The organism is Glycomyces artemisiae, from assembly GCF_003002955.1.
GTDB classification, from domain to species: Bacteria; Actinomycetota; Actinomycetes; order Mycobacteriales; family Micromonosporaceae; genus Glycomyces; species Glycomyces artemisiae.
The window spans coordinates 305792-331259 of the sequence record NZ_PVTJ01000003.1; the positions used below are offsets into that span (position 1 = coordinate 305792).

Annotated in this window: 20 protein-coding genes; 10 read left to right on the forward strand and 10 right to left on the reverse strand. The window is 73.2% G+C overall.

Annotation, left to right across the window (positions count from 1 at the left end; genetic code table 11):
• Window positions 1-17: 17 nt before the first annotated feature.
• From B0I28_RS10210 to B0I28_RS10225, 4 genes are read right to left on the reverse strand one after another with little or no spacing between them, the layout of a single operon-like run.
• Window positions 18-1223: an SGNH/GDSL hydrolase family protein gene (locus tag B0I28_RS10210; protein WP_106363716.1), complete on the reverse strand. Its 1206-nt coding sequence runs from the start codon at window positions 1221-1223 to the stop codon at window positions 18-20.
• Window positions 1220-4615, reverse strand: a complete 3396-nt coding sequence (locus B0I28_RS10215; RefSeq protein WP_106363717.1) for a glycoside hydrolase family 38 N-terminal domain-containing protein — start codon at window positions 4613-4615, stop codon at window positions 1220-1222. The genes B0I28_RS10210 and B0I28_RS10215 overlap by 4 nt, the downstream gene beginning before the upstream one ends.
• The gene (locus B0I28_RS10220; protein WP_106363718.1) at window positions 4612-6117 is read right to left on the reverse strand and encodes an FAD-dependent oxidoreductase; all 1506 of its coding nucleotides are present in this window, start codon (window positions 6115-6117) and stop codon (window positions 4612-4614) included. The genes B0I28_RS10215 and B0I28_RS10220 overlap by 4 nt, the downstream gene beginning before the upstream one ends.
• Window positions 6110-7777, reverse strand: a complete 1668-nt coding sequence (locus B0I28_RS10225) for an FAD-dependent oxidoreductase (protein ID WP_219926682.1) — start codon at window positions 7775-7777, stop codon at window positions 6110-6112. Before B0I28_RS10225 ends, B0I28_RS10220 begins: the two co-directional genes overlap by 8 nt.
• Window positions 7778-7965: 188 nt before the next feature.
• Between B0I28_RS10225 and B0I28_RS10230 the strand changes: the two genes are divergently transcribed.
• From B0I28_RS10230 to ligD (B0I28_RS10255), 6 genes are all read left to right on the forward strand, one after another.
• Window positions 7966-9525: an FAD-dependent oxidoreductase gene (locus tag B0I28_RS10230; RefSeq protein ID WP_181245732.1), complete on the forward strand. Its 1560-nt coding sequence runs from the start codon at window positions 7966-7968 to the stop codon at window positions 9523-9525.
• Between the two features lie 14 nt (window positions 9526-9539).
• Complete coding sequence (locus tag B0I28_RS10235) at window positions 9540-10574, forward strand: LacI family DNA-binding transcriptional regulator (protein WP_181245733.1); 1035 nt, start codon at window positions 9540-9542, stop codon at window positions 10572-10574.
• A gap of 37 nt (window positions 10575-10611) precedes the next feature.
• Entirely contained in the window at window positions 10612-11175 is a 564-nt protein-coding gene (locus B0I28_RS10240) for a dihydrofolate reductase family protein (RefSeq protein WP_181245734.1), read from the forward strand.
• A 67-nt stretch (window positions 11176-11242) separates the two neighbouring features.
• A complete protein-coding gene (locus B0I28_RS10245; protein WP_106363723.1) occupies window positions 11243-11824 on the forward strand; it encodes a dihydrofolate reductase family protein in 582 nt (193 codons plus the stop codon).
• A 96-nt stretch (window positions 11825-11920) separates the two neighbouring features.
• Window positions 11921-12838 (forward strand): non-homologous end-joining DNA ligase, encoded by a 918-nt coding sequence (ligD, locus tag B0I28_RS10250; RefSeq protein ID WP_106363950.1) that lies wholly within the window; start codon window positions 11921-11923, stop codon window positions 12836-12838.
• Window positions 12838-13800 carry a non-homologous end-joining DNA ligase gene (gene ligD, locus B0I28_RS10255; RefSeq protein ID WP_219926684.1) on the forward strand — a complete coding sequence of 321 codons (963 nt, stop codon included), beginning with the start codon at window positions 12838-12840 and terminating at the stop codon, window positions 13798-13800. The genes ligD (B0I28_RS10250) and ligD (B0I28_RS10255) overlap by 1 nt, the downstream gene beginning before the upstream one ends.
• Here the strand turns inward: ligD (B0I28_RS10255) and ku are convergent.
• Entirely contained in the window at window positions 13797-14684 is an 888-nt protein-coding gene (gene ku, locus B0I28_RS10260; protein ID WP_106363724.1) for a non-homologous end joining protein Ku, read from the reverse strand. The two genes, ligD (B0I28_RS10255) and ku, sit on opposite strands and share 4 nt — an antisense overlap.
• A gap of 79 nt (window positions 14685-14763) precedes the next feature.
• On the opposite strand from ku, the gene B0I28_RS10265 reads away from it, so the two are divergent.
• Window positions 14764-15411, forward strand: coding sequence for an ATP-dependent DNA ligase (locus B0I28_RS10265; RefSeq protein WP_106363725.1), 648 nt, complete (start codon window positions 14764-14766; stop codon window positions 15409-15411).
• Between the two features lie 84 nt (window positions 15412-15495).
• Here B0I28_RS10265 and B0I28_RS10270 read toward each other — a convergent pair whose 3' ends face one another.
• Window positions 15496-15969 carry a VOC family protein gene (locus tag B0I28_RS10270; protein WP_106363726.1) on the reverse strand — a complete coding sequence of 158 codons (474 nt, stop codon included), beginning with the start codon at window positions 15967-15969 and terminating at the stop codon, window positions 15496-15498.
• 176 nt (window positions 15970-16145) lie between these two features.
• On the opposite strand from B0I28_RS10270, the gene B0I28_RS10275 reads away from it, so the two are divergent.
• Window positions 16146-16406 carry a hypothetical protein gene (locus B0I28_RS10275; protein ID WP_106363727.1) on the forward strand — a complete coding sequence of 87 codons (261 nt, stop codon included), beginning with the start codon at window positions 16146-16148 and terminating at the stop codon, window positions 16404-16406.
• Between the two features lie 265 nt (window positions 16407-16671).
• Here B0I28_RS10275 and B0I28_RS10280 read toward each other — a convergent pair whose 3' ends face one another.
• Complete coding sequence (locus B0I28_RS10280) at window positions 16672-17460, reverse strand: class I SAM-dependent methyltransferase (RefSeq protein WP_106363728.1); 789 nt, start codon at window positions 17458-17460, stop codon at window positions 16672-16674.
• A gap of 152 nt (window positions 17461-17612) precedes the next feature.
• Here B0I28_RS10280 and B0I28_RS10285 point away from each other — a divergent pair, with 152 nt between their 5' ends.
• Window positions 17613-18329, forward strand: coding sequence for a MarR family winged helix-turn-helix transcriptional regulator (locus B0I28_RS10285; RefSeq protein WP_181245735.1), 717 nt, complete (start codon window positions 17613-17615; stop codon window positions 18327-18329).
• 88 nt (window positions 18330-18417) lie between these two features.
• On the opposite strand, the gene B0I28_RS10290 is transcribed toward B0I28_RS10285, so the two are convergent.
• From B0I28_RS10290 to B0I28_RS10300, 3 genes are all read right to left on the reverse strand, one after another.
• A complete protein-coding gene (locus B0I28_RS10290; RefSeq protein ID WP_106363730.1) occupies window positions 18418-20442 on the reverse strand; it encodes a glycosyltransferase in 2025 nt (674 codons plus the stop codon).
• A gap of 87 nt (window positions 20443-20529) precedes the next feature.
• Window positions 20530-22002 (reverse strand): sensor histidine kinase, encoded by a 1473-nt coding sequence (locus tag B0I28_RS10295; protein WP_181245736.1) that lies wholly within the window; start codon window positions 22000-22002, stop codon window positions 20530-20532.
• A gap of 64 nt (window positions 22003-22066) precedes the next feature.
• The gene (locus B0I28_RS10300; RefSeq protein WP_106363732.1) at window positions 22067-22756 is read right to left on the reverse strand and encodes a response regulator transcription factor; all 690 of its coding nucleotides are present in this window, start codon (window positions 22754-22756) and stop codon (window positions 22067-22069) included.
• A 151-nt stretch (window positions 22757-22907) separates the two neighbouring features.
• Between B0I28_RS10300 and B0I28_RS10305 the strand changes: the two genes are divergently transcribed.
• Window positions 22908-25466: a helix-turn-helix domain-containing protein gene (locus B0I28_RS10305; RefSeq protein WP_106363733.1), complete on the forward strand. Its 2559-nt coding sequence runs from the start codon at window positions 22908-22910 to the stop codon at window positions 25464-25466.
• Window positions 25467-25468: the final 2 nt, after the last annotated feature.

The following is a 25468-nucleotide window of genomic DNA, read 5'->3' on the forward strand; positions in this document are numbered from 1 at the left end:
TCAGCTCCGATCAGGTGTCACAGTGAAGGGTTCGGTTCCAGCAGCGTCAGGTCTACGGCGGCCGCCATGGCCTCGTAGCCGGCCCACGAGGGGTGGACGCCGCCGCCGGAGTCGTATTCGGCGCGCAGTTTCCTGGGGTCGTCGGGGTCGCGGACGGCGGCCTCGAAGTCGATGTACGGGTCGCCGCTCTCACGGATCGCGGTGTTGACGGCGACGCGGATGGCCTCCTTGGCGTCGGTGTAGCTCGCCGAGCCGAGCCAGGGGGTGACGGTGCCGAGGACGAGGAGCACGCCGTGGACGGCGAGGCGCTCGCGGATCTGCGCGTACGCGGCGAGGAGGTCGCCGGGGGCCGCGGCCTTCCCGGAGGCGATGTCGTTGATCGCTTCGAGGAGGATCACGGCGTGGACGCCGGGGTGGGAGAGGACGTCGCGGTCGAGGCGGGCCTGCGCGGAGGGGGCCGCGCCGTCCCACAGGACCCGGTTGCCGGAGACGCCCGCGTTGAGGACGCCGGTGCTCGCGCCCGCGGCGAGGAGCCTGCGGGCGAGGTAGTCGGGCCAGCGCCGGTTCAGGTTCGAGGTGGAGCCGACGCCGTCGGTGATGGAGTCGCCGAGGCACACGACCGCGCCGCCGGGGCCGTCGAGTTCGACGGTGATCTCGTCGAGGAGGTACCACTTCGAGATGAACTCGGTGAACGCGTCGGCGGACTCGTCGGCGGCGTGGTCGCCGTCGGGAGTGAGGTAGGAGCGCTGGGCGGCGATGCTGTGGCCGGTCACGTTCGCGACCGTGTCGGGGACGTGGATGCTCACGGCGACATCGGCTTCGGCGGGGAGGTCGAGGTCGATGGGGTCGGAGAGGACCACGGCCCCGGCGGCGATGACCGCGGAGGCGCTGCCGCCGAAGGTGACGGCCTTGTTGGTGCCCGCGGTGACGGCGCCGCCCCCGGCGTGGAGGCCGAAGCGGACCGTGCCGACGGTGAGCGGGGCGGTGCCGCCGACGTTGGACAGGCGCAGGCGCGGGGCCGTTCCGGCGACGCTGGTGCGCACGATGAACCGGCCGGTCCGGCCGCCGAAGGTCACGTCGGCGAGGGGGTAGGCGGCGGCGCCCCAGGTGCCGACGCGGAGGCCCGCGGCGGTCTGGGCGGCGGCGGGTGCGGCACTGAAGGCACCGCCGAGGGCCGTGCCGCCGATCGCGGCTCCGGCGCCGAGGAGGACTCGCCGTTTCACGAGGCGGCCCCTTTCAGGAGGAGTGACACGACTTCCCAGGGCCGCAAGGCGACCGCGGGGCCGTTGAGGGGGTGGAGCGGGGTCTCGTCGGCGCGGCAGCGCACGGCGGTCCCGGGCGGGAGCGACACTTCGGCACCGTTCCCGGTGAGGTCCTGAAGCCGGAGGAGCAGGCCGTCGCGGTCGCGCGGTTCGGCGACGGTGGCGTGGACGCCGGGCGGCAGGTCGAGGTCCAGGAGGGAGGCGGCGTCGGCCGGGAGCGGCCGGGGGTCGGTGTCGAACTTGTCGAGGCGGTTGACCTCGCTCGCGACGCCGGGGAAGCGGGTCTCGCGGCCGAAGACTCCGGCCGCGGCGGGGTCGAATCCGGTCGCGGGCGTGAAGGAGTAGCGGAGGTCGAGGGTCCCGTGCTGCTCGGGCGGGGTGTTGGTGGGCCAGTAGTTGTTCATGACCCACGAGAGGATCGCGCCGCTGCGCGGGCGGAAGTGGTCGGGCCATTCGCCGCGCACGATGTCGCCGAGGGCGACCAGGGGCGCGTCGGCGCTGGTCCAGATCACGGCCGGGCCGCCGGGTGCGGTCTCGACGGCGACGCCGTACTGGGTGGTGAACCACTCGTTGCAGGCGCCGGGGGCGTGGTCGGCCGCGGGGTCGACCCAGCCCTGCTGGCGGTCGTAGTGGAAGCGCGGTTCGGTTGCGGCGAACGGGAAGGCGACGTAGACGGCCTCTTTGGCGAGTTCGCGCTCCTTCTCCAGGCGCACGCGGACGTCGACGCGGTCGTCGCCGTCGCGCAGGAGCAGGTCGACCTCGACGTGCGGAAGGTTGCGGGCGGTGCCGACGGTGCGCAGGCGCCAGCCGTCGTAGGTGCGGCGCAGGCCGACCGGGCGCATCGCGGCGGCGGCGACGGTGAGGTCGGGCGGGTCGGCGAGCGGGCGGCGGCCGGAGATCGTGGACGTCGGCGGATGCGGATGGGAATGGGGCGCACCGGAGTGCGCGAACGCGTCGGGGTGGTCGCCCCTGGTCAGCGCGTCAGGTCCGTTCAGGACGTAGAGCACCTCGCCGAGCCGCCACGGCGAGGCGGCGTCGAGCAGAGCCCGGCCGGTGGGGCGGTGGGTGAGGGACCGGACGGCGCCGGTGTCGGGGTCGAGGGCGAGGTCCCAGCGGTCGGTCGTGAGCGTCGCCGGGACGGGCCGCCAGTCGTCGATCGCTGCGGCCGTGCGCTCGGCGGCCCCGCCCTCCTCGCCGGGGGCGAGGGTCCGGGCCGATCCCATGGGGACGGCGCGGTAGCCGAAGGGAGGCACGTCAGGGACGGTGAGGCGGTGCTTGACGAGGCCGTCGCAGTCGGCCAGCGCCTCGGTCGGGAGGGGTTCGCCGCCGTGGAGGAACGGGGTCCCGGCGGGGGCCTCCACCTCGACGTCGAGGTCGCGGGCCCAGCCGAGCGGGTTGTGCGCCAGGAGTGTCGGGCCGGCGGTGGTGACGAGCTCGCCGAGCTGCGAGAGGGCGCGGCGGGTCTCGTCCAGGGCGTTCCGGTGTCCGGTGTGGACCTGGTGGCGCTTCCAGTCGAGCTGGTCCCCCACCTGGTCGCCGTGCGGGTGGGCGTTGGCGTGGGACCAGGTCCAGGTGTGCTCGCAGCCGAAGAGCGCGCCTTCCCAGGCGGCGTCGAGGGCGTCGCGGTTGGGGCGGTACGTGTCGTCGGTGCGCGCGATGAGGGCCGCGAGGGCCTCGGCGACGGGCAGGAGCGCCTGGGTGCGGCGGTGCTCGGCCGCGACGGCCGCGCCGGTGCCGACGCCGTCCTCCCAGTAGGAGCCGCCGTCGCCGCGCCACACCGGGAGCCGTTCGGCGAGCGGGCGGACCGCGTCGAGGTAGCCGGCCATCGTGGACACTGCGATGCGCGGCCAGGCGTAGGCGGCGTTCCAGCGGGCCGCGAACGCGGCGTCGCCGTCGGCGAGGTCCTCGTTGTCGGCATGGGTGCCGATGACGGGCAGGTCGTGCGGGAGGTAGTCCTCGCGCTCGTAGCGGGCGAGGAAGCGCGTGAGCGCGTACGCGCCGCCCGCGAGGGTCTGCGGGTCGCCCGCCATGAACCGCAGCTGGGAGTAGGTGTCGGAGAAGTGGGTGAGGACGCGGGAGCCGTCGATCCCCTCCCACATGACGGGGCTGGCGAGGTGCTGGAGGTCGGAGTCGGCGCCGCCGCCGCGGTGGTGGTTCTCGATGCCCACGAAGGCGTCGATCCCCAAGGCGCGCAGCATGGACGGGACGGCCGCGGAGTAGGAGGGGACGTCGGTGAGGTTGGCGTAGTCGATCGGGACGCCGTGCTCGTCGCGCAGCCGCGCCGCGAGGTAGGCGGCCCGGTAGACCTCTTCGAGACTCGCGACGCCGGACAGGAACAGGGAGTGGAAGGCGTTCACGGAGACGCGGCCCGAGCGGAGCGCGGCGAGGACGCGCTCCGCGCGCTTGCCGGAGCGGGTCGCGAGGTACTGGGCGACGACGAGGGACCCGTCCACGGAGAACGCGAAGCCGTCGTCGCGGTCGAGGGCGGCCAGGGCGCGGTCGAGGTTGCGGGAGTGGAGTTCGAGGACCTTGCCCTGGACGTCGGTGTAGCCGACGTCGAGGTGGACGTGCGGGATGAGGTGCACGGTCCACTTGCGCTTCGGTTCGAGGGTGAACGCGGCGGGCGCGCCGCCGTCGAGGCGGACCTCGGCCGCGGTCGGGCCGGCGAGTTCGGGGACGGGGAAGCGGACCCGGACCTGGCCGGCGTCGCGGCCGGGGCGCGCGAGGTCGTGGGTCCAGGTGCGGTCCGCGATGCGGACCTCGGCGGTGCGGGGGGCGGCGGCGCCGAAGGGCGCGGTGACGGTGAGGTCGACGAGCTGGTGCAGCCCTTCGGTTTCGATGAACAGCGGCGTCGATGCGAGCGAGACGTGGACTCGGGCCGGTCCGTCGTGGGGCACCAGGGCGAGGCGCCGCCAGGTGAGGCCCGAGCCGAAGTGGTGGCCGAACTGCTCGCGGTGGCGGGTGGGCCCGCCGGGGTCGGCGACGGGGCCGGTCGCGGCCTCGGCGTCCAATGTGGTGGTGACGCCGATGCGGTGCTCCCCCGCGGCGAGGGCCCCGAGCGGGACCTCCACGACGGCCGCGCCCGCGATGGGCCCGTGCCGGTACACCTCGGAGCGGTCCTCGCGGACCACGTCGGGGTGGAACAGCCCGGCCCGTCCGTCGATGTCCACGAGCAGGTCGGGGCAGGGCCCGTGCCCGGCGTCGAATTCGAGCCGCAGCAGCCAGTGCCCGTGGGGCACTTCGGCTGTCAGCTCGATGCGGTGGTCGCGCCACCCTGCGGCGGCGTCGAGCGGGCCGGGCTGGAACGCGGGCAGGTCCGGGCCGCCGATCGGGAACTCGATCACGTCGTTCACGGGCGCCGTCCCTTGTCGGGGAGGTCGAGGACCGCGCCGTGCTCGGTGAGCGCCGCCGCCAGCGCCGGGTAGTCGTAGTCCTGCACCGGGAGTCCGGTGGCGAGGGACTGGGCGGCGAGTTCGCCGCAGGCCTCGCCGAGCATCCCGAAGTTCGGTTCCATGCGCGGCGAGGAGAACCCGATGTGGCTGGCGGAGAAGCAGACCGCGACGGTGAGGTTCGCGGTGCCGTGCGAGGGGAACAGGACTTCGGCGGGGATCTCGTAGAGGTCCACGGGCGGGTTGTGGACCGTGCCGGAGAGGGTGCCCTCGCCGACCACGGTGCCGTCCCCTTCGGGGTAGTACTGGACGACGTGGGAGTCCATCGCGTAGGCCCAGCAGGCGACGGCGGTGGCCTTGCGGTTGTTCGGCTTCAGCAGGTCGTGCTGGGTGAGGACGTGCGCGCCGACCATGCGGCGGGCCTCGCGGACGTAGAGGGCGTGCGGGAAGCCGCGGCCCAGGGGGCTGTCGGTGAACTCGTCGGGCGGGAGGCCGAAGGTGCGGGCGTCGGCGCGGAAGGCCTCGGGCAGGGCCGGGTCGTTGGCGAGCCAGTACAGCATCCCCTGGTGCCAGGCGGCCTGCTCGGCGACGATGTCGTCGCGGCGCTTCCAGGACCCGTCGGGGTAGTCCCAGGAGGCCCCGGGCAGGTCGAAGCCGAAGAACAGGGCCTGGTTGGTCTGGAACTTGCCGTTCGGGAGCGCGGCGGTACGGGTGACGATCGAGGAGAGCCCGGCGACGTCGCGTTCGCGCAGGTGCTGGAGGAGGTGGCCGTAGCGGGCGGGGTCGTAGTCGTGGGGCCGCTCGAAGGGGAGGCGGTCGGCTTCGCGGGTGAGGACGCCGCGGAAGTTGTACGCCTGGGTCTTGCCGTCGGCGTCGCCTTCGGCCTCAAGGGGGACGGACCCGACCGGGTAGCCGGTGTTGGGCGTGAAGGGGCCGCGGCGGTAGGCGCGGGCGGGCTGGAACCCGGCGAGGGACTCGTCGTACTGGGAGGCCGCTTCGCGGCCCGTCGTGTACGGCACCCCGGCGTGGGCCATGAGGTCGCCTTCGTAGGAGGCGTCGATGAAGAACCGGGCCCGGTGCCACTCGCCGCCGGTGCGGACGGCGGTGATGCGGTCGGCGGTGCGCTCGACGTCGGCGGGCGACTCGATGCGCTGGCCGGTGCGGACCTCCGCGCCGGCCTCGTTTAGGAGGTTCCACGAGACCCGTTCGGCGGCTTTGGGTTCGAAGAGGTACTTCGGGCCGTCCTCGCCGTACTCGGCGCCGATCCCGGCGAAGAACCGGGTGCGCGTGAGCCCGGCGAGGGCCTCGGGGACGTCGGGGGTGTCGGTCTTGACGAGGCCGCCCGCGACGATGCCGCCGACGTGCCCGGTGGGTTCGAGGACCAGGGCGCTGTAGCCGCGCAGGGAGAGGCGGAGCGCGGCCATGATCCCGGCCGGCGTGGCGCCGTAGATGAGGACGTCAGGCACCGGGCACCCGCTTCTTCGGCTTGGCGAGCACCGGGGTCGCGTTCTTGGACGCCTGCGAGGGGCGGGTCCGCTGCACGTCCTCGGGCCAGGCCACGGGGGCTCCCAGGGTGGAGGCGAGGAGCCGCTGGAGGTCCTCGGTGAGGCGCGGGGAGTCGCCGACGGCGTGCGGCTCGGTCTTCTCGGCGGCGCACAGGGCCGCGAGGGCGCCGACGGCTTCGCCGATGGACCACTCCACGGGGTGGAGGCGGTAGCAGCCGTTGGTGATGTGGGTGGTGCCGATGTTCTTGTTGGCGGGCAGGAGGTTCCGCACGCGCACGGGCAGGAGCGCGCCGAGCGGGATCTGGAACGGGTAGGTCTCCAGGTTGACGTAGTTGACGCCGGCCGCGCTGGGGTGGAGGTCGATGTTGTAGTGGCCGATGCCCACCGAGTCGGCGAACTGCTCGGCGCCCTGCCCCTCGGGGCGGTCGACGACGGCGACGTGCTGCTCCAGGACGGTGAAGCGGGCCTTGATGCGGCGGGACTCGCGGATGTACGCGGTCTTGGCGAGCCCGTCGGCGGTGCCGGTGAGGTCGGGGCGGAGCTTGAGGCCGGGGTAGCCGGTGCCGCCGTCGGGGCGCGGGGCCTCGGTCTGCATCCAGTGGAGGTAGGACAGCGAGAGCTCCTTGCAGCGCTGCAAGGCGAGGTCGCGGGCGGCCGCGTCGACGTCGGCGCCGATGAGCGGGGCCTCCCAGTAGTCGATGTTCGGCCAGTTCACCAGGGTGATGTCGGTGTCGATGAGGTCGGGGTCGAACTGGGTGCGGGCGCGGATGCGGCGGAAGTGCCACAGGTCGGGGAGCATGACGGCGTCCATGTCGCCCTCGAAGATGCGGTTGGTGCGCCCGCCCATGGTGTGGATGTCGATCTTCTCCCAGGACAGCTGGGGTCCGGGCCAGAAGTCGTCCACGTGGGTGCGCCAGTGGTCGTAGGAGGCGGGCCGGTCGACCACGTGCTCCTCGCCGGGGCGGTATTCGAGGGGGAAGGTCCAGGTGATCGACTGCTGGTCGGTCGGGTCGGGCTCGGGGGCGGCGTAGGGCTCGCCGGTCTGGGCGTGGGACTCGGCGCCCACGACGTGCTCGACGCCCGCGAGTTCGAGGAGGTCGCCGAGCTCGGTGGCGTCCACGACGAGCGGGGCGGTGACGGTGCGGTCGCCTTGCGGGCCGCGGAGGGTCACGGCCGCGATGCGGTCGCCCTCGACGTGGGCGGCGACCGGCACGTGGCCGTAGAGGACTGTGATGCGCCCGGCGGAGCGGTAGGGGGCGAGCATCTCGTCGATGGCGGCGACGCCGACGGCCGGCTCGCAGCAGAGCTTCGAGACGTTCCCGAGGCCGGGGTTGAGGGCGGGCTCGGCCTTCGCGGCGGCGGTGAGCGGGTAGTTGCGGCGGTAGTAGTCGCGGATGCGGTCGCGCAGCTCGCGGTATCCGGCGGAGGTGAGGCCGGACTCGATCCAGGGATGCTCGTCGGAGGGCACGGCCTGGGCGGTGAGCTGCCCGCCGAGCCAGTCGGTCTCCTCGGTGAGCAGCACGTGGAGGCCGAGGCGGGCGGCGGTGCGGGCGGCGGCGACGCCGCCGAGCCCGCCGCCGACGACGAGGAGGTCGGTCGCGGTCTCGTGCACTGGAGGCATGTGGGGGTCTCCCGGTCGAAGATGGTTGCTGATATTATCAGCAATGCAGTCGATATTCGATGAGGTCGAGCCCACGTTACCGCAAGGATGCCGGGAGATGTCAAGAGCGATCCGGAAGTTTTTCCCGCATGGAAGCGTGGCCCATGCGTGCCGATAGCGCTGATATGAATTCGTTGTATGCTGATGCGATGAACGATCGTATGACTTCGGCGCCCGCCCTCCCCGGCGTGCGCTACCTCCTCCCCGCGATCGGCGCCCCCGAGCGGCTCGACGCCGACGTCGTCGTCTACGGCGCCACCGCGGGCGGCGCCACCGCCGCGATCGCCGCCGCCCGCAAGGGACGGTCCGTGGTGCTCCTCGCCTTCGGCGACCACGTCGGCGGCATGACCGCCTCCGGGCTCGGCACCACCGACGTGGGCGACGCGGCCACGGTGGGCGGCCTCGCCCGCGAGTTCTACCGCCGCGTGGCGCACCGCTACCGGGCCGCCGACCCCCACTGGGACGTCGAGGCGGGCCTGGCCGAGGCGATCCTCACCGAGTGGCTCGCCGACTCGAGCGTGCAGCTGCGGCGGCGCAGGCACCTCGACGGCGTCGTCATGGACGGGCAGCGGATCGCCGCGATCACCACCGACGACGGTTCCGCCTACGCCGCAAGGGTGTTCGTGGACGCCTCCTACGAGGGCGACCTCATGGCCCGCGCCGGGGTCTCGCACACCGTCGGCCGCGAGTCGTCCGAGGTGTACGGCGAGCCGCAGGCGGGCGTGCAGCGCAGCGGGAACCACCAGTTCCAGCGGCCCGTCGACCCCTACGTCGAACCGGGCCGGCCCGAGAGCGGCCTGCTCCCGGGGATCAGCCCGGACCCCATGGGCGCCACCGGGGACGGCGACCGGCGGCTCCAGGCGTACAACTTCCGGCTCCACGTCACCACCGGCGCCGACCGCGTCCCGTTCCCCGAGCCCGACGGGTACGACCCCGACCGGTACGAGCTGCTGCGCCGCTACATCGACGCGGGCGTGTACGAGCTGTACGGGCGCTGCACCCGCGTGCGCGGCGAGGTGTACGACATGAACAACCACGGCGCGGTCTCCTCCGACCACATCGGAGCGAACTACCGCTGGCCCGAGGCCGGATACGACGAGCGCGAGGCGATCTTCCAGGACCACGTGCGCTACCAGGCCGGGCTGCTGCACTTCCTCGCGAACGACCGGCGCCTGCCCGAGCGGGTGCGGGCCGACACCCGCCTGTTCGGGCTCGCCCCGCAGGAGTTCGCGGCCCAGTCGCACTGGCCGCACCAGCTGTACGTGCGCGAGGCCCGCCGCATGGTCGCCGAGCGGGTCGTCACCCAGCACGACGCCGCCGGGCGCGGCTGCGCCGACCCGGTGGCCCTGGCCTCGTACGTCATGGACTCGCACAACGCCAAGCGCGTCGTCGTGGACGGTCAGCCCGTGAACGAGGGCAATGTGCAGCATCCACTGTCGACGCCGTTCGGCGTTCCCTACCGGGCGCTCGTGCCCGCGCGCGGGGAGTGCGAGAACCTGTTGGTGGCGTCGGCGGTGTCCGCGTCGCACGTCGCGTTCGCGTCGGTCCGCATGGAGCCGGTGTTCATGATGCTCGGCGAGGCGGCCGGGACGGCCGCGGCGCTCGCGGCCGCCGACAAGACCGCCGTCCAGGACGTGGACTACGGGCGGCTGCGCGGCGACTTGCTCGCGGGCGGCGCGATTCTGGACACGGGGGACGGGCATCGATGAAGGAGGATGGAACGATGACCAAGCGGACGTCACGGCAGGCCGACATCGCCAAGGAGGCGGGGGTCTCGCAGTCGACGGTCTCGATGGTGCTCAACGGGACCGCCGAGAACGGCCGGATCTCCGCGGAGACCCGCAAGCGGGTCCTCAGCACCGCGCGGCGCCTCCAGTACGTGCCCGCCTCCGCGCAGCGCGCCCCGGCCGCGCGGGCCCAGCCGCTGCTGCTCGGCGTCCACACCTTCGAGCCGATCTTCCCCACCAGCACCGGGGACTACTACTTCGAATTCATGCGCGGCATCGAGGACCAGGCCGCCGCCGAGGGCTGCAACCTCATGCTGTTCACCGCCGCGCGCCACCACGACGGGGTGCGCCGCATCTACGAGGACGGCGCGAACGGGCTCCAGCAGGCCGCCGGGAGCCTCCTCCTCGGCCACCACGCCGACCGCGACGACCTGGCCCGGCTCTCCGCCGAGCACTACCCGTTCGTCTACATAGGGCACCGCGAGGTGGCCGACGGGATCGCGTACGTGGGCGGCGACTACCGCACCGCGACCGGCCGCATCGTCGACGAGCTCGTGGGCATCGGCCACCGGTCCTTCGCCTACCTCGGCGAGACCTCCAGGCACGAGCCGCAGGTGGACCGCTGGGAGGGCTTCGCGACCGCGTTGGGCCGCTTCGGCCTGCCCGTCCCCGAGCCGCACTTCACCGACCCCGAGGGCCTGACCGCGCAGTGGCTCGACGCCGCGGTCGCCTCCGGCGCCACCGCGCTGCTCGTGGAGTCGGTGAGCCTCCTGCGGGTCCTCGCGGCCATGGCGAGCATCCGCGGCCTGGAGATCCCCCGGGACCTGTCGATCGTGGTCCTCGTCGACATCCCCGTCGGCGAAGTCGGCACCCGCCAGTGGGCCTCGCTGCGCGTCCCCCGGCACGAGATGGGCCGCCGCGCGGTACACCTCCTGACGTCCCTGCTCACCGACCCGGCCGGGGAGCACGACCGGCAGGTCCTCCTCCCCTGCGCGTACTCGTTGGAGGGCACTGTCGGTCCCCGCGCCTAGGATGGGCGGACGCCGGCGGAACCAACGGAGGTACATCATGGCGAGCACACTCACAGTCGACCTGTTCGTCTCGGTCGACGGCTGGGCCGGGAGCGACGGGCTCCCCGGCTACTTCGGGTACTACGGGCCCGATCTGGGGGCCTGGATCGACGAGGAGACCGCGAAACCGCAGCGGGTCGTCATGGGGCGGCGCACATACGAGGCGTTCGCGTCGCTCCCGGCCGAGGCCTGGGGCGACACGTACGAGTCGACGATGGCGCTCGACAAGACCGTCTTCACGACCACGCTCACCGAGATCCCGTGGCCGAACACGCGCATCGAGACCGACCTCGCTTCGGGGATCGCGGCGATGAAGGCCGGGGACGGCGACCCGATCCGCACCTGGGGCAGCCTGTCGCTCGCCGACCAGCTGCTGGCGGCCGGGCTCGTCGACCGGGTCCGCATCCTCACGTTCCCGCTGTTCGCAGGCGACGCGGGACGGGACTCGACGTTCTCGGCGGTCGCCGCCGCCGACCTGGAGCTGACCGACCACCGCGTCTTGGACGGCCGCATCGTCCTCACCGAGTACCGGCCCACCGGCAAGGACATACCGAGGGCCTGAAACGGCCGATGAATTCCGGCGGCGGTGCCAGTCTGCACTGGTACACACCGACCGCTAGGAGTTCCACATGACCACCGAGTACACCTTCGACGTCTTCACCAGCCTCGACGGCTTCGGCGCCGCCACCGGCGGCGGGTGGCGCGGCTACTGGGGCAAGCAGGGCCCCGAGTTCCTCGCCCACCGCCTCGACCAGTACTCGCAGGACCAGCGGATGGTCTTCGGAGGCAACACGTTCCGCAGTTTCCAAGGCATGCTGGCCAACGCCGACGAGGACTTCGAGGTCCGCGACCCGTGGGTCACGCGGATGATCGAGACTCCCGCCACGGTCGTCTCCGACACGCTCGAAACACCGCTCGACTGGCACGACGCGACCCTGGTGCGCGGCGACGGCGTCGACGTCGTCCGCCGCCTCAAGGAGCGCTCGGAAGTGCCGCTGCGCTCGCACGGCAGCCTCGCGCTCAACCGGTCGCTCCTCGCCGCGGGCCTGGTCGACCGCCTCCAGATCACGCTGTTCCCGGTCGTCACCGGCCGGTCCGGCGCGGCCCCGATCTTCGCGGGCGCCGAGGACTTCGACCTGGAGCTCATCGAGACGAGCACGTACGACGGCCGCATCCAGGAGTTCGTCTACAAGCCCACGCTCCACGGCTGACCGGGCCCGGGCCGGGGAGCGTTTGCCGAGGTCCCCGGCCGGGTATTGAGCGGGCATGACACGGGGGAACGAGTCGTGACCGGGTTCCGGGAGCCGATGCTCGCCACGCTCACCGAGCGCCGGTTCTCCAGTCCCGACTGGGTGTTCGAACGCAAGCTCGACGGCATGCGGGCCATCGCCGGACGCGACGGCGGCGCGGTGCGCCTGTGGTCGCGCACCGGGCGGCCCATCGAGGCCGGGTTCCCCGAGGTCGCCGACGCGCTCGCCGACCTCGGCGGGCCGCGGTTCACCGCCGACGGCGAGATCGTCGCCTTCGACGGCGCGCAGACGAGCTTCGCGCGCCTCCAGGGCCGCATCCACCTCACCGACCCCGCCCGGATCGCCGCCACCGGCATCCGCGTCCACTACTACCTGTTCGACCTGCTCTCGGTGGAAGGCGAGGACGTCACGCGCCTGCCGCTGCGCGACCGCAAGCGGCTCCTGCGCAGGGCCTTCACGTTCCAGGACCCGCTGCGGTACTCCGTGCACCGCAACACCGACGGCGAGGCCCTCTTCGCGGACGCCTGCGGCCGCGGCTGGGAGGGCCTCATCGCGAAGCGGGCCTCATCGCGGTACCACAGCGGCCGCTCCAAGAACTGGCTCAAGCTCAAATGCGTGCGCGACCAGGAGTTCGTCGTCGGCGGCTTCACCGACCCGCAGGGCTCGCGCGCCGGCTTCGGGGCGCTCCTCGTCGGCTACCACGACGGGCGCGGCCCGCTGCGGTACGCCGGGAAGGTGGGCACCGGGTACGACGACGCCACGCTGCGGGCCCTGCGCGAGCGCATGGACGCCCTCGCGGAGCCGAAGAGCCCGTTCAAGGACCCGGTCCGCGAGCGCGCCCACTGGGTCCGCCCCGAGCTGGTCGTCCAGGTCGCGTTCACCGAGTGGACCGCCGACGGGATGCTGCGCCACCCGCGCTACCAGGGCGAGCGCACCGACAAGCCCGCCCGGGACGTGGTCAGGGAGACCGCCTGATGGCCCGCCCGGAGCACGTCGAGGTCGGCGGGCGCACCATCAGGGTCCCGCACCCGGACAAGGAGATGTTCCCCGGCGAGGGGATCACCGCGGCCGACGTCCTCGCCCACTACCGGGCCGTCGCCCCCGTGATGCTCCCCCACCTCGCCGGGCGGGCGCTGACGCTGCTGCGCCACCCCGACGGGATCGGCGCCGAGGGGTTCTTCCAGCGGCACGCCATGGACTACTTCCCCGACTGGGTGCGCACGGTGACGGTCCCCAAGCGCGACGGGACGCAGGCCGACGCGGTCGTGTGCGACGACGAGGCGACGCTCGTCTACCTCGCGGCGCACAGCGCGATCGAGTTCCACATCCGGCCCTGCACCGTCGACGCGATCGACTTCCCCGACCGGATGGTGGTCGACCTCGACCCGCCGGACGGCGCGCCCGTGGAGGTGCTGCGGGACGTCGCGCGGCGCGTCCGCGACCTCGTCGCCGACCTCGGGTTCACACCGTTCCTCCAGACCACCGGGGGCCGCGGCTTCCACGTCGTCGCGCCCCTGGACCGCAGCGAGGACTTCCGGTTCGTGCGCGAGCTCGCGGGGGACCTCGCCGGGCACCTCGCCCGCGCCGACCCGGAAGTGCTCACCGTGCAGCACCGCATCGAGAAGCGGGCGGGCCGGATCTTCCTCGACGTCAACCGCAACGGCCGGTCGCAGACCTTCGCGTCCCCGTACACGCTGCGCGCCCGGCCCGGCGCGGGCGTGGCCGTGCCCCTCGACTGGAGCGAGCTCGGCCGCGCCGTCCCCGGCGGCCACACCATCCGCACGATCCGCAGGCGCTTGGCCCGCAAGGCGGACCCGTGGGCGGACATCGACGAATACGCGGCCCCGGCGGGCCCGGCCCGCGCGAAGCTCGACGCGCTCATCGGCCCGCGGCGGGCCGCGAGGAGCGCGGCGAAGCGCCGGCGCCTGGCGCGTTAGGCGCTCTTGCGGCGCGACGCGGCGGCCTTCTTCGCGGCCTTCTTGGCCGGGGCCTTGCGGGCGGTCTTCTTGGCGCTCTTCTTGGCCGTCTTCTTCGCGGCCTTGCGCGCCGTCTTCTTGGCGGGGCGCTTGCGCTGGTCGACGGACTGCTGGAGCGCGTCCATCAGGTCGATGACCTTGGCCTTCGGCCGCTCCCGCTTCGACTTCGGGGCGCTGCGGCCCTCGTGCTTCGCCTCGATGAGGTCGGCGAGGGCCTCCTGGTAGGCGTCGGTGTAGCCCTCGGGGTGGAAGTCGGCGGCCATCGCGTCGATGAGCGTCCCGGCCATCTCCAGCTCCTGGTCGCGCACCTCCGCGTCGAGGCCGCTCGTCTGGGGCTTGCGGATCTCGTCGGGCCACATCATCGTGTGCATGACCAGGGCCTCGCCGCGGGGGCGCAGCGCGGCCAGGCTCTCGCGGCGGCGCAGCGTCACCTTCACGACCGCGATCCGGTCCTGCTGGATCAGGGCCTCGCGCAGGAGCACGTAGGGGCGGCCTCCGGTCTTGTCCGGTTCGAGGTAGTAGCTCTTGTCGTAGTAGATCGGGTCGATCTGCTCGGCGGGCACGAACTCCAGGACCTCGATGGTCTTCGACGTGCTCACCGGGAGGTCCTTGAGGTCGTCCTCGTCGAGGAGGACCACCTCGTCGTCGGGGGTCTCGAAGCCCTTGACGATCTCGTCGGGGTCCACCGGCTCGTCGTCGATCTCGCACACCTTCAAATAGCGGATCCGGCCCTCGTCGGCCGCGTGGTACTGGTGCAGGCCCAGGTCGTGGCTGCCGGTGGCCGCAGTGACCTTGATCGGGATGCTGACCAGCCCGAACGCTATCGCCCCGCTCCAGATCGCCATGGACCCAGGATCGCACCGATGCGCATGCGGCAGGAGTGAAACCTGAGAGTTCTTTCGATATCCGTCCTAGTCTCAGGACGTGGACCTGCCCGCACCGATGCTGCCCATCCCCGGCCCGCCGCCCTCCCGCGGCGGCTGGTCCTACGAGCGCGAGCAGGACGGCCTGCGCGTCGTCTGCGGCGCCGCGGACGGGTGCTGGCGCATGCTCACCCGCTACGGCACCGACCTCGCCGACCGCTTCCCCGAACTCGCCCGCATCACCGACTTCCACGGCACGGTCCTCGACGGCGAACTGGTCCTCTCCCCCGCCGGGATGCGCCGCCGCTACACGTCCCCCGAGGACGCGGCCCGCCTCGCCGACGACTTCCCCGCCACCGTGGTCGTCTTCGACGTCCTCGCCCTCAACGCCGTCGACGTCCGCCACGAGCCCTACATCTACCGCCGCATCGCCCTCGACGGCCTCGGCCTCACCGCCGGAGCCTGGCGCACCCGCCCCTGGACCACCGACCCGCCCGCCGACCCCCGCGGCTCCATCGCCAAACGCCTCGCCAGCCCCTACACGAGCGGCCGCTCCCCCGACTGGATCCGCCTGCGCAAACCCTCACCCGACCGAGCCGAGATGCCCCACCTCGCCCAGCCGCACCACGGCACGGCTCCCGTAGAAGTCGTCCTCGACGAGCGTCGTAATACTCCCCGAGCCCGCCTTGAACACCGCGTATCCCAATGAGCCGCAACGGCACCGTGGGCCGCCCTTTCCGGGGGCCCAGGAGTCGAGTATGCGCAGCCCGGCCCCCGGACTTGTGGGCGCCGGTCAGGCGGCGTCGAATGCGGCTTGGAGTTCTGCCGGGTCGAGTTTGCCCATGCGGAGCATCGCTGCGACGACGGCCTGGGCTTTGACCTGGTTCGGGTCCTTCTGGAGTTCGAACATGAGGGTGGGGGTGACCTGCCAGGACAGGCCGAACTTGTCCTTGAGCCAGCCGCAGGGACCTTTCTCGCCGCCTTCGGAGAGCCGCTCCCAGAAGTAGTCGACCTCCTCGGCGGTGTCGCAGTGGACCATGAGCGAGACCGAGGTGTTGAACGCGTCGCCCGAGCCGCCGTTGAGCGCGATGTACCGCCGCCCGGCCAGTTCGAAGTCGACGGTGAGCACCGACCCGGGCTCGCCGGGGCCCGCCGAGCCGTTCTCGGTGACCTCCAGGATCTTCCCGTCCTCGAAGATCGAGGTGTAGTGCTCGGCCGCGTCCATCGCCTTGCCGTCGAACCACAGGAACGTCGTGACGTCCTTCATGATCGGTGTCCTTCCCGAATCGATCCGCCGCCTCCCTTGAGGAGCGGCCGGTTCCGAACCTACCGATCTTCGAGGCGCCGGTCTTGAACGAAACGAGCGTCCGCCGGTGCCCGCGCGCCGCGCATCGCGGCTACCGTTGTAGCGACTCGATGTTGCTTCCAGAAAGAGGACCGCCCGTGGCAAGTACCGCAGAGATCAAGGCGCAGATCCAGTCCGCCATCGAGCAGGCGAACGAGGCGATCGGCCAGATCGGCGCCGCGCAGACCCAGATCGAGACCGCGATCGGCGCGGGCAGCGCCGCCACGCAGGACACCTCCAGCGCCCTCCCCGGCGAGGCCCTCGGCCAGTGGCAGCAGGCGAAGGAGCAGCTCGAAGAGGCGGTCACCCTGGCCCTGGCGGCGAACCAGACGTTCGAGCAGTACTCCAACACGATCTGACGCGCGCCCCGAGCGCAGACGAGGGCCCCATGCCGTTCGGCATGGGGCCCTCGTCTCGCCGTCCCGGGAAAGCCCTGTGAACCCGGTCCGGCTGCGGCTCCCATCGGCGGGTCCTTGACAGGGGGGCCGATGCGGCAGAGCCGGGTCGGGCGGTGCGCGGGTCCCGGCGGCTTCTTTCTAGGGACCCGCGACGCGCCCGGCGTCGCAGTGGGACGCCTGGCGGCGTCCCTTACTGGATTTGATCTTACCTTGGATTGAGTCTAAATCAAGCCCGGGTCTTGAGTGACCTCGCCCGCAGGACGCAGCTCTGCATCGGGAGCGTGAACTCGCCGCGGGCGGTCTCGGGGCGGGATTCGAGGTAGGTGCGGAGGCGGTCGAGCAGGTCGCGGCGCTCCTGGTCGGGCATGACGAGGACGCCCGCGCGCGTGGCGAGGGTGGCGACGAGGGTGTCGGCGGTGCGGCGCTGGTGGTGCGGGAAGTGCGCCCGTTCAGGTGAGCCGAAGGAGGGCGCGCCCGTGGCGGGGAGGTGCATGTCGGCGGTCTCGGTGCGCCAGCTCGCGGGCGTGTCGCGGGGGCCGACGACGGCGGGCCCGGCGGTCCGGGCGAGCCCGGCGACCCAGTCGATGCCGTCGTCGAGGACGTTCCAGAGCCCGGCGAGGACGCCGCCGGGGGCGAGGACCCGGGCGATCTCGGGCCCGGCGGCGGCCATGTCGAACCAGTGCATGGCGTTCCCGGCGAGGACGGCGTCGACCGAGTCGTCGGGCAAGGGGACCGCTTCGGCGCTGCCGCGGTGGGCGCGGACCTCGGGCAGGTCGTGCCGCAACTGCGCGAGCATCGACTCGTCGGGCTCGACGGCGACCACGTCGACGCCCGCGGCGGCCAGGACCGCGGCCAGCTTGCCTGTCCCGGCGCCGAGGTCGAGGACCCGCGGCCCGGGCGCGGCGTGGAGGGCCCAGCGGACGGCCGCCTTCGCGTAGTCCGGGCGGTGCTCGGCATAGGCGGCGGCCGCGCCGCCGAACGATGAACGGTGGCGTGCGCGCTCGTCCTGCTCCATCCGGTCAGCCTACGGCGGCGCGACGTGACGCAGGGAACGAAGGGTCCTGCAAAATAATCGAAGGTACCTGTTGTTGTTTGCAGGTTCCTTCGCTTATGATCTACGAAGGAACCTTCGGAAATCCCGGAGGTCCGATCGAAAGGAATCCACTCATGTACGACGAACATGATCAGAGAGGCCCGGAGCGCGACGAGCGCACGGGCGACGACGCAGCCGACTGGGACGACGAGGAGACCGGCCGCAACCTGGGCTGGCGCCTCTCGTACCTGTTCCTGCTGCTGCGGCGCGGCGACGCGCACCTGCGCCGCGGGGACCGCCCGCGGGCGGGCGCCTTCCAGGGCCAGGGGCGGGTGCTCCACCTGCTCTCGCTCCAGTCGCCGATCGCGCAGAAGGACCTCGCCTACCTGCTGGGCATTCGCTCGCAGTCGCTGGGCGAGCTGCTGGGCAAGCTCGAAGAGGCCGGCCTCGTGCGGCGCGAGCCGAGCCCGGAGGACCGCCGCACCAGCATGGTCGACCTGACCGACGCGGGCCGCGCCGCCGCCGAGCAGCGCGAGGAGACTCCCAGCGACGACCCGTTCAGCGTGCTCAGCGACGAGGAGCGGGACCAGCTGGCCGGGCTCCTCGACCGCGTCATCGAGGCGAAGGAGTCGCAGCTGACCGGGGCCGCCGACGCGCGCATGCGCAAGTTCAAGCAGATCGCGTTCGAATTCGAGAGCCGCGGCGGACCCGGGTTCGGGCGCGGGTTCGGACCGGGCTTCGACGGCCCGGGGCACCGCGGCGGCCGCGGACGCGGGCGCGGCGGCGAGCGCGGACACGGACGCGAGGGCGGCCGGGGCCGCTCCCCGCGCGGTGAGCGATGGGACTGGTGACCGGACCCGGCGCGCGGGCCCTCCCCCGCCGCCGAATGGAGCGTTGAGGGCTCCGCGGACCACCGCGGAGCCCTTTCGCGTTGCGGCGCTATGCGACCGAGACCGCGACCGAGACCGCGACCGGCTCGGGGGCCGGGACCGGGACGTTCGCGATGTCGCGGTAGACGCGCTCGTACTCGTCCAACGTGGCGTCGAGGTCGTGGGAGGCGATGAGGTCGAGGCTCGCCTTGCCCATGGCGGTGCGGACCGCCTCGTCGGCGAGGATCTCGCCGAGGCGCAGCGCCAGCTCGGCGGTGTCGCCGGGCGGGTAGAGCCAGCCGTTGCGCCCCGGGCGCACCAGGTGCGGGAGGGCCATCGCGTCGGCGGCGACGACCGGCTTGCCCGCGGCCATCGCCTCCATGGTCGCGATGCTCTGGAGCTCGGCCGTCCCCGGCATGCAGAACACGTGCGCGCGCTGGTACGCCTGCACCACTTCGTCATCGGTGATGAATCCGTGGAAGATGACCCGGTCGGCGATGCCGAGATCGGCGGCCTGCCGCTCCAGGCGCGGGCGGGCGCTGCCGTCGCCGACGAGTTCGATCCGAACGTCGTCGGGGAGCGACGCGGCGGCCGTCAGCAGCTCGTCGACGTTCTTCTCCGCTTCAAGACGGCCCGTGAACAGCACGGTCGGCGCGGCGGCGGGCCCGGTGGACCCGGCGTAGCGCCCGCGGTCGATGCCGCAGGAGATCGCGATGACGGGCCGGTCGAGTCCGTTGCGCTCCAGCAGCTCCGCCGCGCGCGGCGTCGGCGTGGTGCAGACCGTGGCCCGGTCGTAGACGCGGGCGAGGTCGCGCCAGGCGGCGGCCGCGATGAGGCGGTGCGTCCAGCGCGGCGCGGGTCCGAAGCCCATGAGGTTCTCGGGCATGAAGTGGTTGGTGGCGACCAGGGGCGTGCCCGCGGACACCGCCGCCCGGACGGCGCTGCGGCCGATCAGGAAGTGCGCCTGGGTGTGGACGAGGTCGGGTTCGATCTCGGCGAGCAGCGCCGGGACGGCGTTCCCCGCGCGCCAGGGCGGGCAGAACCGGAACGTCGGGTGGAACGGGGTGCGGACCGAGGCGATCCGGTGGACCGTGACGCCGCCGACGGTCTCCGTGAACGGCTCGTTCCTGGTCGAGGGGCAGATGACGTGGACTTCGTGGCCGCGCGAGGCGAGGCCGGTCGCGAGGCGGTGCGCGAAGTTGGCCGCGCCGTTGACGTCGGGCCAGTACGTCTCGGCGGTGATCGCGATGCGCAGCGGCCCTTCACGTCGCGGAGCCTGGGGCGCGGTGCGCGCGGGGAGGGCGCGGGCGAGGACCACGAGACCGGCGACGGCGAGGACGGCGGGCGCGGCCATCGCGGCGAGCACGGCGCCGGAGGTCTCGGCGAACGCGAGGCCGCCGATGAGGACCGCGACGAGCGGGTCGACGATCGTGGCGGCGCCCACGGCGGTCGCCGCGGGCCCGGCCGCATAGGCCTTGTGCAGCAGCCACGCCCCGGCCAGCGCGGCGACGGCCGCTTCGACGAGGATCGCGACGAGCAGTTCCGGAGCGATCGGCGCGACGGCGGCCGCGCGGACGAGCGCGGAGGTGAATCCGAAGAGGACGGCCGCGGCGACGGCGAGGAGCAGCGCGCGGCCCGTGCCGGAGGCGAAGCGGGCGGCGAGTGCGGCGGCGGCCGCGGCGAGCAGCACCCACTGGGCGGCGCCGATGTCGGGGGCGGGGACGACCGTGCCGGTTCCCGTGGCGGACAGGGCGGTCATGCCGAGGACGCCGACCACGCTCATCGCCAGCGCGACGGCGACGGTGCGAGTGAGGGCGGTGCCGGAGAAGGCGACGGTGAGCACGAGGGCGAGCATGCCGATCGGCTGCACGACGGTGATCGGGGCGAGCGTCAGGGCGATGATGTGGAGTCCGGCGCCGAGGACGACGAGGCCGTTCCCGGCGTACCACTCGGGGGTGCGCAGGATGGTGCGGAGCGCGGACAGGCGCAGGACCGGGCCGGCGGCGGACCGGTGGACGGCGCCGTGCTGGAGGCAGGCGGCGCCGGCCATGCAGGCGGCTCCGGCGGCGGCGAGAACGATGGCCAGGATCAGCATGGGGTCCTCTCGGATCACGGCGCTGGGCGGCGGGCGCGCGGGTCGGCGACCCGTGATCCGACTGTCGTGTCCGCGGATGAAAACTTCTTAAGAGGCGGTCGCCGGTTTCCCTAAGAACTGGCGCTGGCGCCCGCTGACCGGGAGGCTCACGCGCAGTTCCGCGCCGCCGGAAAGGGACGCGCCCGCTTCGGCGTCGCCGCCGTGGGTGGCGACGACCTGTGCCACGATTGCGAGTCCGAGGCCGGAGCCGGGCATGGACCGGGCTTCGGCGGCGCGGTAGAAGCGCTCGAAGACCTTGGGCCGGTCGGGTTCGCCGATGCCCGGGCCTTCGTCGGCGACGGTGAGCACGGCGCGGCCGCCGCTCGGCGAGATGCGGAGGCGCACTTCGACGACGCCGCCCTGGGGGCTCCATTTCGCGGCGTTGTCGAGCAGGTTGAGGACCATGCGGGCGAGGCCGCCGGGCTGGCCGTCCATGACCGCGTGCGCGATGGTGACGGCGAAGACGATGCCGGGCCAGCGGGCGCGGGCGCGGGTGACGGCGCCGTGGACGACGTCGGCGAGGTCGAGGGGCACGAGCGGTTCGGGGTCGGTGTTCTCCATGGCGAGTTCGACGAGTTCGGCGGTGAGCGCGGTGAGTTCTTCGGCCTGGGTGCCGAGGTCGCGCAGGAGGCGGGCGCGGTCCTCGGCGGCGAGGGTGCGGCCGGAGTCGGCCTGCGTCTCGGCGTAGGTGAGGAGTTCGACGTTGTTGCGCAGGCTGGTGAGCGGGGTGCGCAGCTCGTGCCCGGCGTCCTGCACGAGCTGCTGCTGCGCGGCCTTCGCGGTGTTGAGCGCGGTCATCATGCGGTTGAAGGCCGTTGCGAGCCTTGCGATCTCGTCTTGTCCGTCGACGGTGATGACGGAGTGGAGGTCCTGGGTGCGGGCGACGTCCTCGACGGCGCCGGTGAGCCGGTGGAGGGGGCGCAGGCCGGTGCGGGCGACGCCCCAGCCGACGACGCCGGACAGGAGCGCGCCGAGGAAGCCCACGTACGCGACGAGGAACAGGAGGTCTTCGAGGACGCCTTCGATGCCGGTGACCAGGCGCGCGACCTGCACGGCGCCGTCATCGGTAGCGACCGTGGCGACGCGGTAGACCCGCAGCTCCCCCGGCCCGGCGTCGTCGAGGTCCACGCCGATGCGGCGGTCGGCGATGAGGATCGGGGGCGGGTGCGCGCTGCCGAGCCATTCGGCGCCCTCGGTGCTGGAGACGGGGACGCCGTCGGCGTCGAGGAAGCGGACGATGATCGGCGGCGGCGGGCCGTCGGCGTCGAGGAGCCGCTGGGCCTCGGCGGGCAGGTCGTCCATCTCGTCGCGCCAGTCGCTCGCGGGCAGGTCGGCGGCGTACATGTCGTGCAGGGCGTCGTCGGGGGTCTCGGCCTGCGCGGCGGTCTGGGCGTCGCTCTGGAGCTGCGCGTCGAGGTTCTCGTACATGCGCTTGCGCATCATGTACCAGCCCGAGAGGGACACGACGGCGACGGCGAACATGACGCCGATCGCGGTGAGCAGGGCGACCCGCGCGTGCATGCTGAGCCGGCCCGGGCGGTGCCGCGGCCGGAGCCTCACCGCGCGGTCCTCACGAGGGCCGTCCTCACAGTGCTTCTTCGCGCAGCACGTACCCGACGCCGCGCACGGTGTGCAGGAGGCGCCGCCCGCCCTCGGCCTCCAGTTTCTTGCGGAGGTAGCCCAGGTAGACGTCGAGGCTGTTGGAGCCGCCGCCGTGGTCGAAGCCCCAGACCTGCTCGAACAGGACGGACCTGGTGAGCACCTGCCGCGGGTGGCGCATGAACAGTTCGAGGATCGCGAACTCGGTGCGCGTGAGCCGCACCTGGCGGCCCGCGCGGGCGACCTCGCGAGTGAGGGGGTTGAGCGTGAGGTCGTCGAAGCGGTGCTCCGGGGGCTCCTCGGCGAGGGCCTCGTACCTGGTGCGGCGCACCAGGGCCCGCACGCGCGCGAGGAGCTCCTGCAGGGCGAACGGCTTGGCGAGGTAGTCGTCCGCGCCGGAGTCGAGGCCCGCGACCCGGGCGTTGACGTCGTCGCGCGCGGTGAGCATGAGGACCGGCACGAGGTTCCCTTCGGCGCGGAGCATCCGGCACGCCTCCAGTCCGTCGAGGACGGGCATGGTCACGTCGAGGACGACGCCGTCGGGGCGGTGCTCGCGGATGGCGTCGAGCGCCTCGCGGCCGTCCTTCGCGGTGCGGACCGCGTAGCCCTCGAAGCGGAAGGTCCGCGACAGCGAGTCGCACACGGCGTCCTCGTCGTCGGCGATCACGAGCAGCATTCCCACCTCCGGCTCCGATGCTCCCCCGCTCACCGAGCGCTGGCGTGAAGCGGCGGCCAACAGATTGCGAAGGATTCTATGGCGGGCGGGCCACCCGTCCGCGGGGCGGAACGAGGGCGGACCGCAGGCTGCGGCGGCCTATCATTGCCGCATGCCCGAAGCCCACGTCAATCTCCGGCCGCTGCGCCTGCGGGCGATGATGTCGCAGGAGGAGCTGGCGCTGAAGGCGGGCGTCGGCACGCGCACGGTCCGGGACATCGAGTCGGGTCGGGTGCGGCCGCAGCCGAAGACGCTGCGGCTCATCGCCGACGCGCTGGGCCTGGACGAGGCGGGCCTGGCCGAGCTGAACGGGGAGCCCGCGGCGGCCGCGGCCCCGGCGCCGGTGACCCTCCCGTCCGCGACGGCCGTGTTCACCGGCCGGACCGCGGCGCTCGCGGCCCTCGACGCGGCGCCGCCGCTGGTCGTCCTCTCCGGGGTCGGCGGCGTCGGCAAGACCATGCTCGCGCTCCACTGGGGACACCGGGCCGCCGAGCGGTTCCCCGGCGGGCGCCTCTACATCGACCTGCGCGGCTTCGGCCCCGACGGGACCGCGATGGAACCGGACGAGGCCGTCCGCCACCTGCTCGCCTCGCTGGGCGTGGAGCAGCGGCGCCTCCCGGCCGACCCGGAGGCGCAGATCGCGTTGTACCGCAGCGTCATGGGCGCCGGGCGGCGGCTCCTCGTCCTCGACAACGCGCGGGACGCCGCCCAGGTGCGCCCGCTCCTGCCCGACCCCGCGCAGGTCCGCACGGTGGTCGTCAGCCGCCGCAGGCTCGTCGGGCTCGCCGCCTCGCACGGGGCCGCGGTCGTCGAGGTCGAGGCGTTCGACTCCGACGAGGCGGCCGAGCTGCTCGAACGGCAGCTCGGAGCTGCGAGGGTCGCCGCCGAACCCGAAGCGGCGCAGCGGATCGCGGACCTGTGCACCGGCCTGCCGCTGGCGCTCGCCATCACCGGCGCCAGGGCCGCGGCGGCGCCGGGCCTGACACTGAGCGCCGTCGCGGACGAGCTGGAGCGCTCGCGCCTCGACGCGCTCGCGGTGGACGAGGACTCGGTGGACCTCCGCGCGGTGTTCTCCTGGTCGTACCGGGCCCTCGATCCCGAAGCGGCGCGGCTGTTCCGGCTGCTGAGCCTCATCCCCGGACCCGATTTCGAGCCCGACGCGGCAGCCGCGCTGCACGGCGGCCCCGCGGCGGCGAAGGCGTTCCGCTCGCTCGTCGAAGGCCACCTGGTCGAGCCCGACGGCCGCGGCCGCTTCCGCCTCCACGACCTGCTCCGCCTCTACGCCGCCGAACTCCTCGAAGCCGAAGCGCCGCAACCCGAGCGCGACGCGGCCCTGGACCGCCTCCTCGACTGGTACCTCCAGAGCGCCGGGGCCTGCCGTGCGGCCCTGTACCCGGCCATGGTCGGACTGGCGCTGCCTCCGGCACTGCACGAATGGCCCGCGCCGCAGGACCCCGCGCAGTGGCTCGCATCGGAGTGGAAGAACCTCTGCGCGATCGTCGGATACGCTGCGGCGCAAGGACGGGCGCCGTTCACATGGCTTATGTCCGACGTGCTCCGCGGATACGCGTGGCTGCACATGCTCGGGGCCGACAGCGCCCGGCTCGACCGCACCGCACTGGCCGCGGCGACCGCCGCAGGCGACCCGCTCGGCCGAGCCGCCGCATCGATGGCGCTCGGCTGCTCGCTGCTGCGCCTCACCGATTACGACGAGGCCATCGGGCACCTCCGCGACGCCGCCTCTCTTGCGCGGCAAGCAGACTGGCCCGCAGCTGTGGCCTCCGCGGAAGGCAACCTGGCCGTCGCCTGCTACCACCGCGGCCGGATGCGGGAGGGGCTGGAGCACGCCTACGCCGCCCTGCACGCCTTCCGCGAGATCGGCGAGCAGCGCGCCGAGTCCACGAACCTGCACTGGCTCGGCCTCTTCCACTCCCTGCTCGGCGAGCTCGACACCGGCGTCGGCTTCCTCGAACAAGCCCTGAAGCTCACCACCGCGGCGGGGAACGCCACGATCAGCGTGACCCTGCTGGGCCACCTCGCCGAGATCGAGGGCTTCCGCGGGCGGCTCGACGCCGCGAACGCCCATTTGGAGGCGGCGGTCGCGCTCCTCGGCGCGACCGCCAGCATCGACAGGACCAGCGACCTGCCCGGCGTCCGCGCCCGGCTCCTCCTCGCAGAAGGAAGGACCGGCGAGGCCCGGGAGCTGGCGGCCCAGGTCGTCGCGGACCGGGCCGACGAGGCCGACCACCGGATCAGGGCCGCCGCGATGGTCACGCTTGCCGCAGTGTGCGACGCCGAATGCGACTCAGCGGAGGCCGTCGCCCTCTACAACCGCGTGCTCGCGATGACCGAGCACGACGCCACGGTGTTCCACCGAGTGGAGGCCATGGCGGGCAGGGCGTCCGCGATGCTCCGAAACGGCGACCCCGGCGCCGCGGAGGCCGCCGCGGAGGCGCTGCGGACCGCGCGGGACGCGGGCTACCGGTTCCTCGAAGGGCGCGCGCTCAACGTGCTCGCCGCGGTCGACCTGGAGGCGGGGCGGCCCGCCGCGGCCGCCGCGCGGGCCCGCGAGGCCCTGCTGATCCACCGAGAGACCGGGCACGGCCCCGGCGAGGCCGTCTCCCTCGGCATCCTCGCCGAATGCGAACCTGCTGGAGGCGACGCGTCGTAGCG

Bases quoted from the DNA above. Each gene is read 5' to 3' on its own strand.
- B0I28_RS10225 (WP_219926682.1), bottom strand. From the start codon at position 7,777: ATGCCTCCAGTGCACGAGACCGCGACCGACCTCCTCGTCGTCGGCGGC.
- B0I28_RS10230 (WP_181245732.1), top strand. From the start codon at position 7,966: ATGAACGATCGTATGACTTCGGCGCCCGCCCTCCCCGGCGTGCGCTAC.
- B0I28_RS10235 (WP_181245733.1), top strand. From the start codon at position 9,540: ATGACCAAGCGGACGTCACGGCAGGCCGACATCGCCAAGGAGGCGGGG.
- B0I28_RS10240 (WP_181245734.1), top strand. From the start codon at position 10,612: ATGGCGAGCACACTCACAGTCGACCTGTTCGTCTCGGTCGACGGCTGG.
- B0I28_RS10245 (WP_106363723.1), top strand. From the start codon at position 11,243: ATGACCACCGAGTACACCTTCGACGTCTTCACCAGCCTCGACGGCTTC.
- ligD (WP_106363950.1), top strand. From the start codon at position 11,921: ATGCTCGCCACGCTCACCGAGCGCCGGTTCTCCAGTCCCGACTGGGTG.
- ligD (WP_219926684.1), top strand. From the start codon at position 12,838: ATGGCCCGCCCGGAGCACGTCGAGGTCGGCGGGCGCACCATCAGGGTC.
- ku (WP_106363724.1), bottom strand. From the start codon at position 14,684: ATGGCGATCTGGAGCGGGGCGATAGCGTTCGGGCTGGTCAGCATCCCG.
- B0I28_RS10270 (WP_106363726.1), bottom strand. From the start codon at position 15,969: ATGAAGGACGTCACGACGTTCCTGTGGTTCGACGGCAAGGCGATGGAC.
- B0I28_RS10280 (WP_106363728.1), bottom strand. From the start codon at position 17,460: ATGGAGCAGGACGAGCGCGCACGCCACCGTTCATCGTTCGGCGGCGCG.
- B0I28_RS10285 (WP_181245735.1), top strand. From the start codon at position 17,613: ATGTACGACGAACATGATCAGAGAGGCCCGGAGCGCGACGAGCGCACG.
- B0I28_RS10290 (WP_106363730.1), bottom strand. From the start codon at position 20,442: ATGCTGATCCTGGCCATCGTTCTCGCCGCCGCCGGAGCCGCCTGCATG.
- B0I28_RS10295 (WP_181245736.1), bottom strand. From the start codon at position 22,002: ATGCACGCGCGGGTCGCCCTGCTCACCGCGATCGGCGTCATGTTCGCC.
- B0I28_RS10300 (WP_106363732.1), bottom strand. From the start codon at position 22,756: ATGCTGCTCGTGATCGCCGACGACGAGGACGCCGTGTGCGACTCGCTG.
- B0I28_RS10305 (WP_106363733.1), top strand. From the start codon at position 22,908: ATGCCCGAAGCCCACGTCAATCTCCGGCCGCTGCGCCTGCGGGCGATG.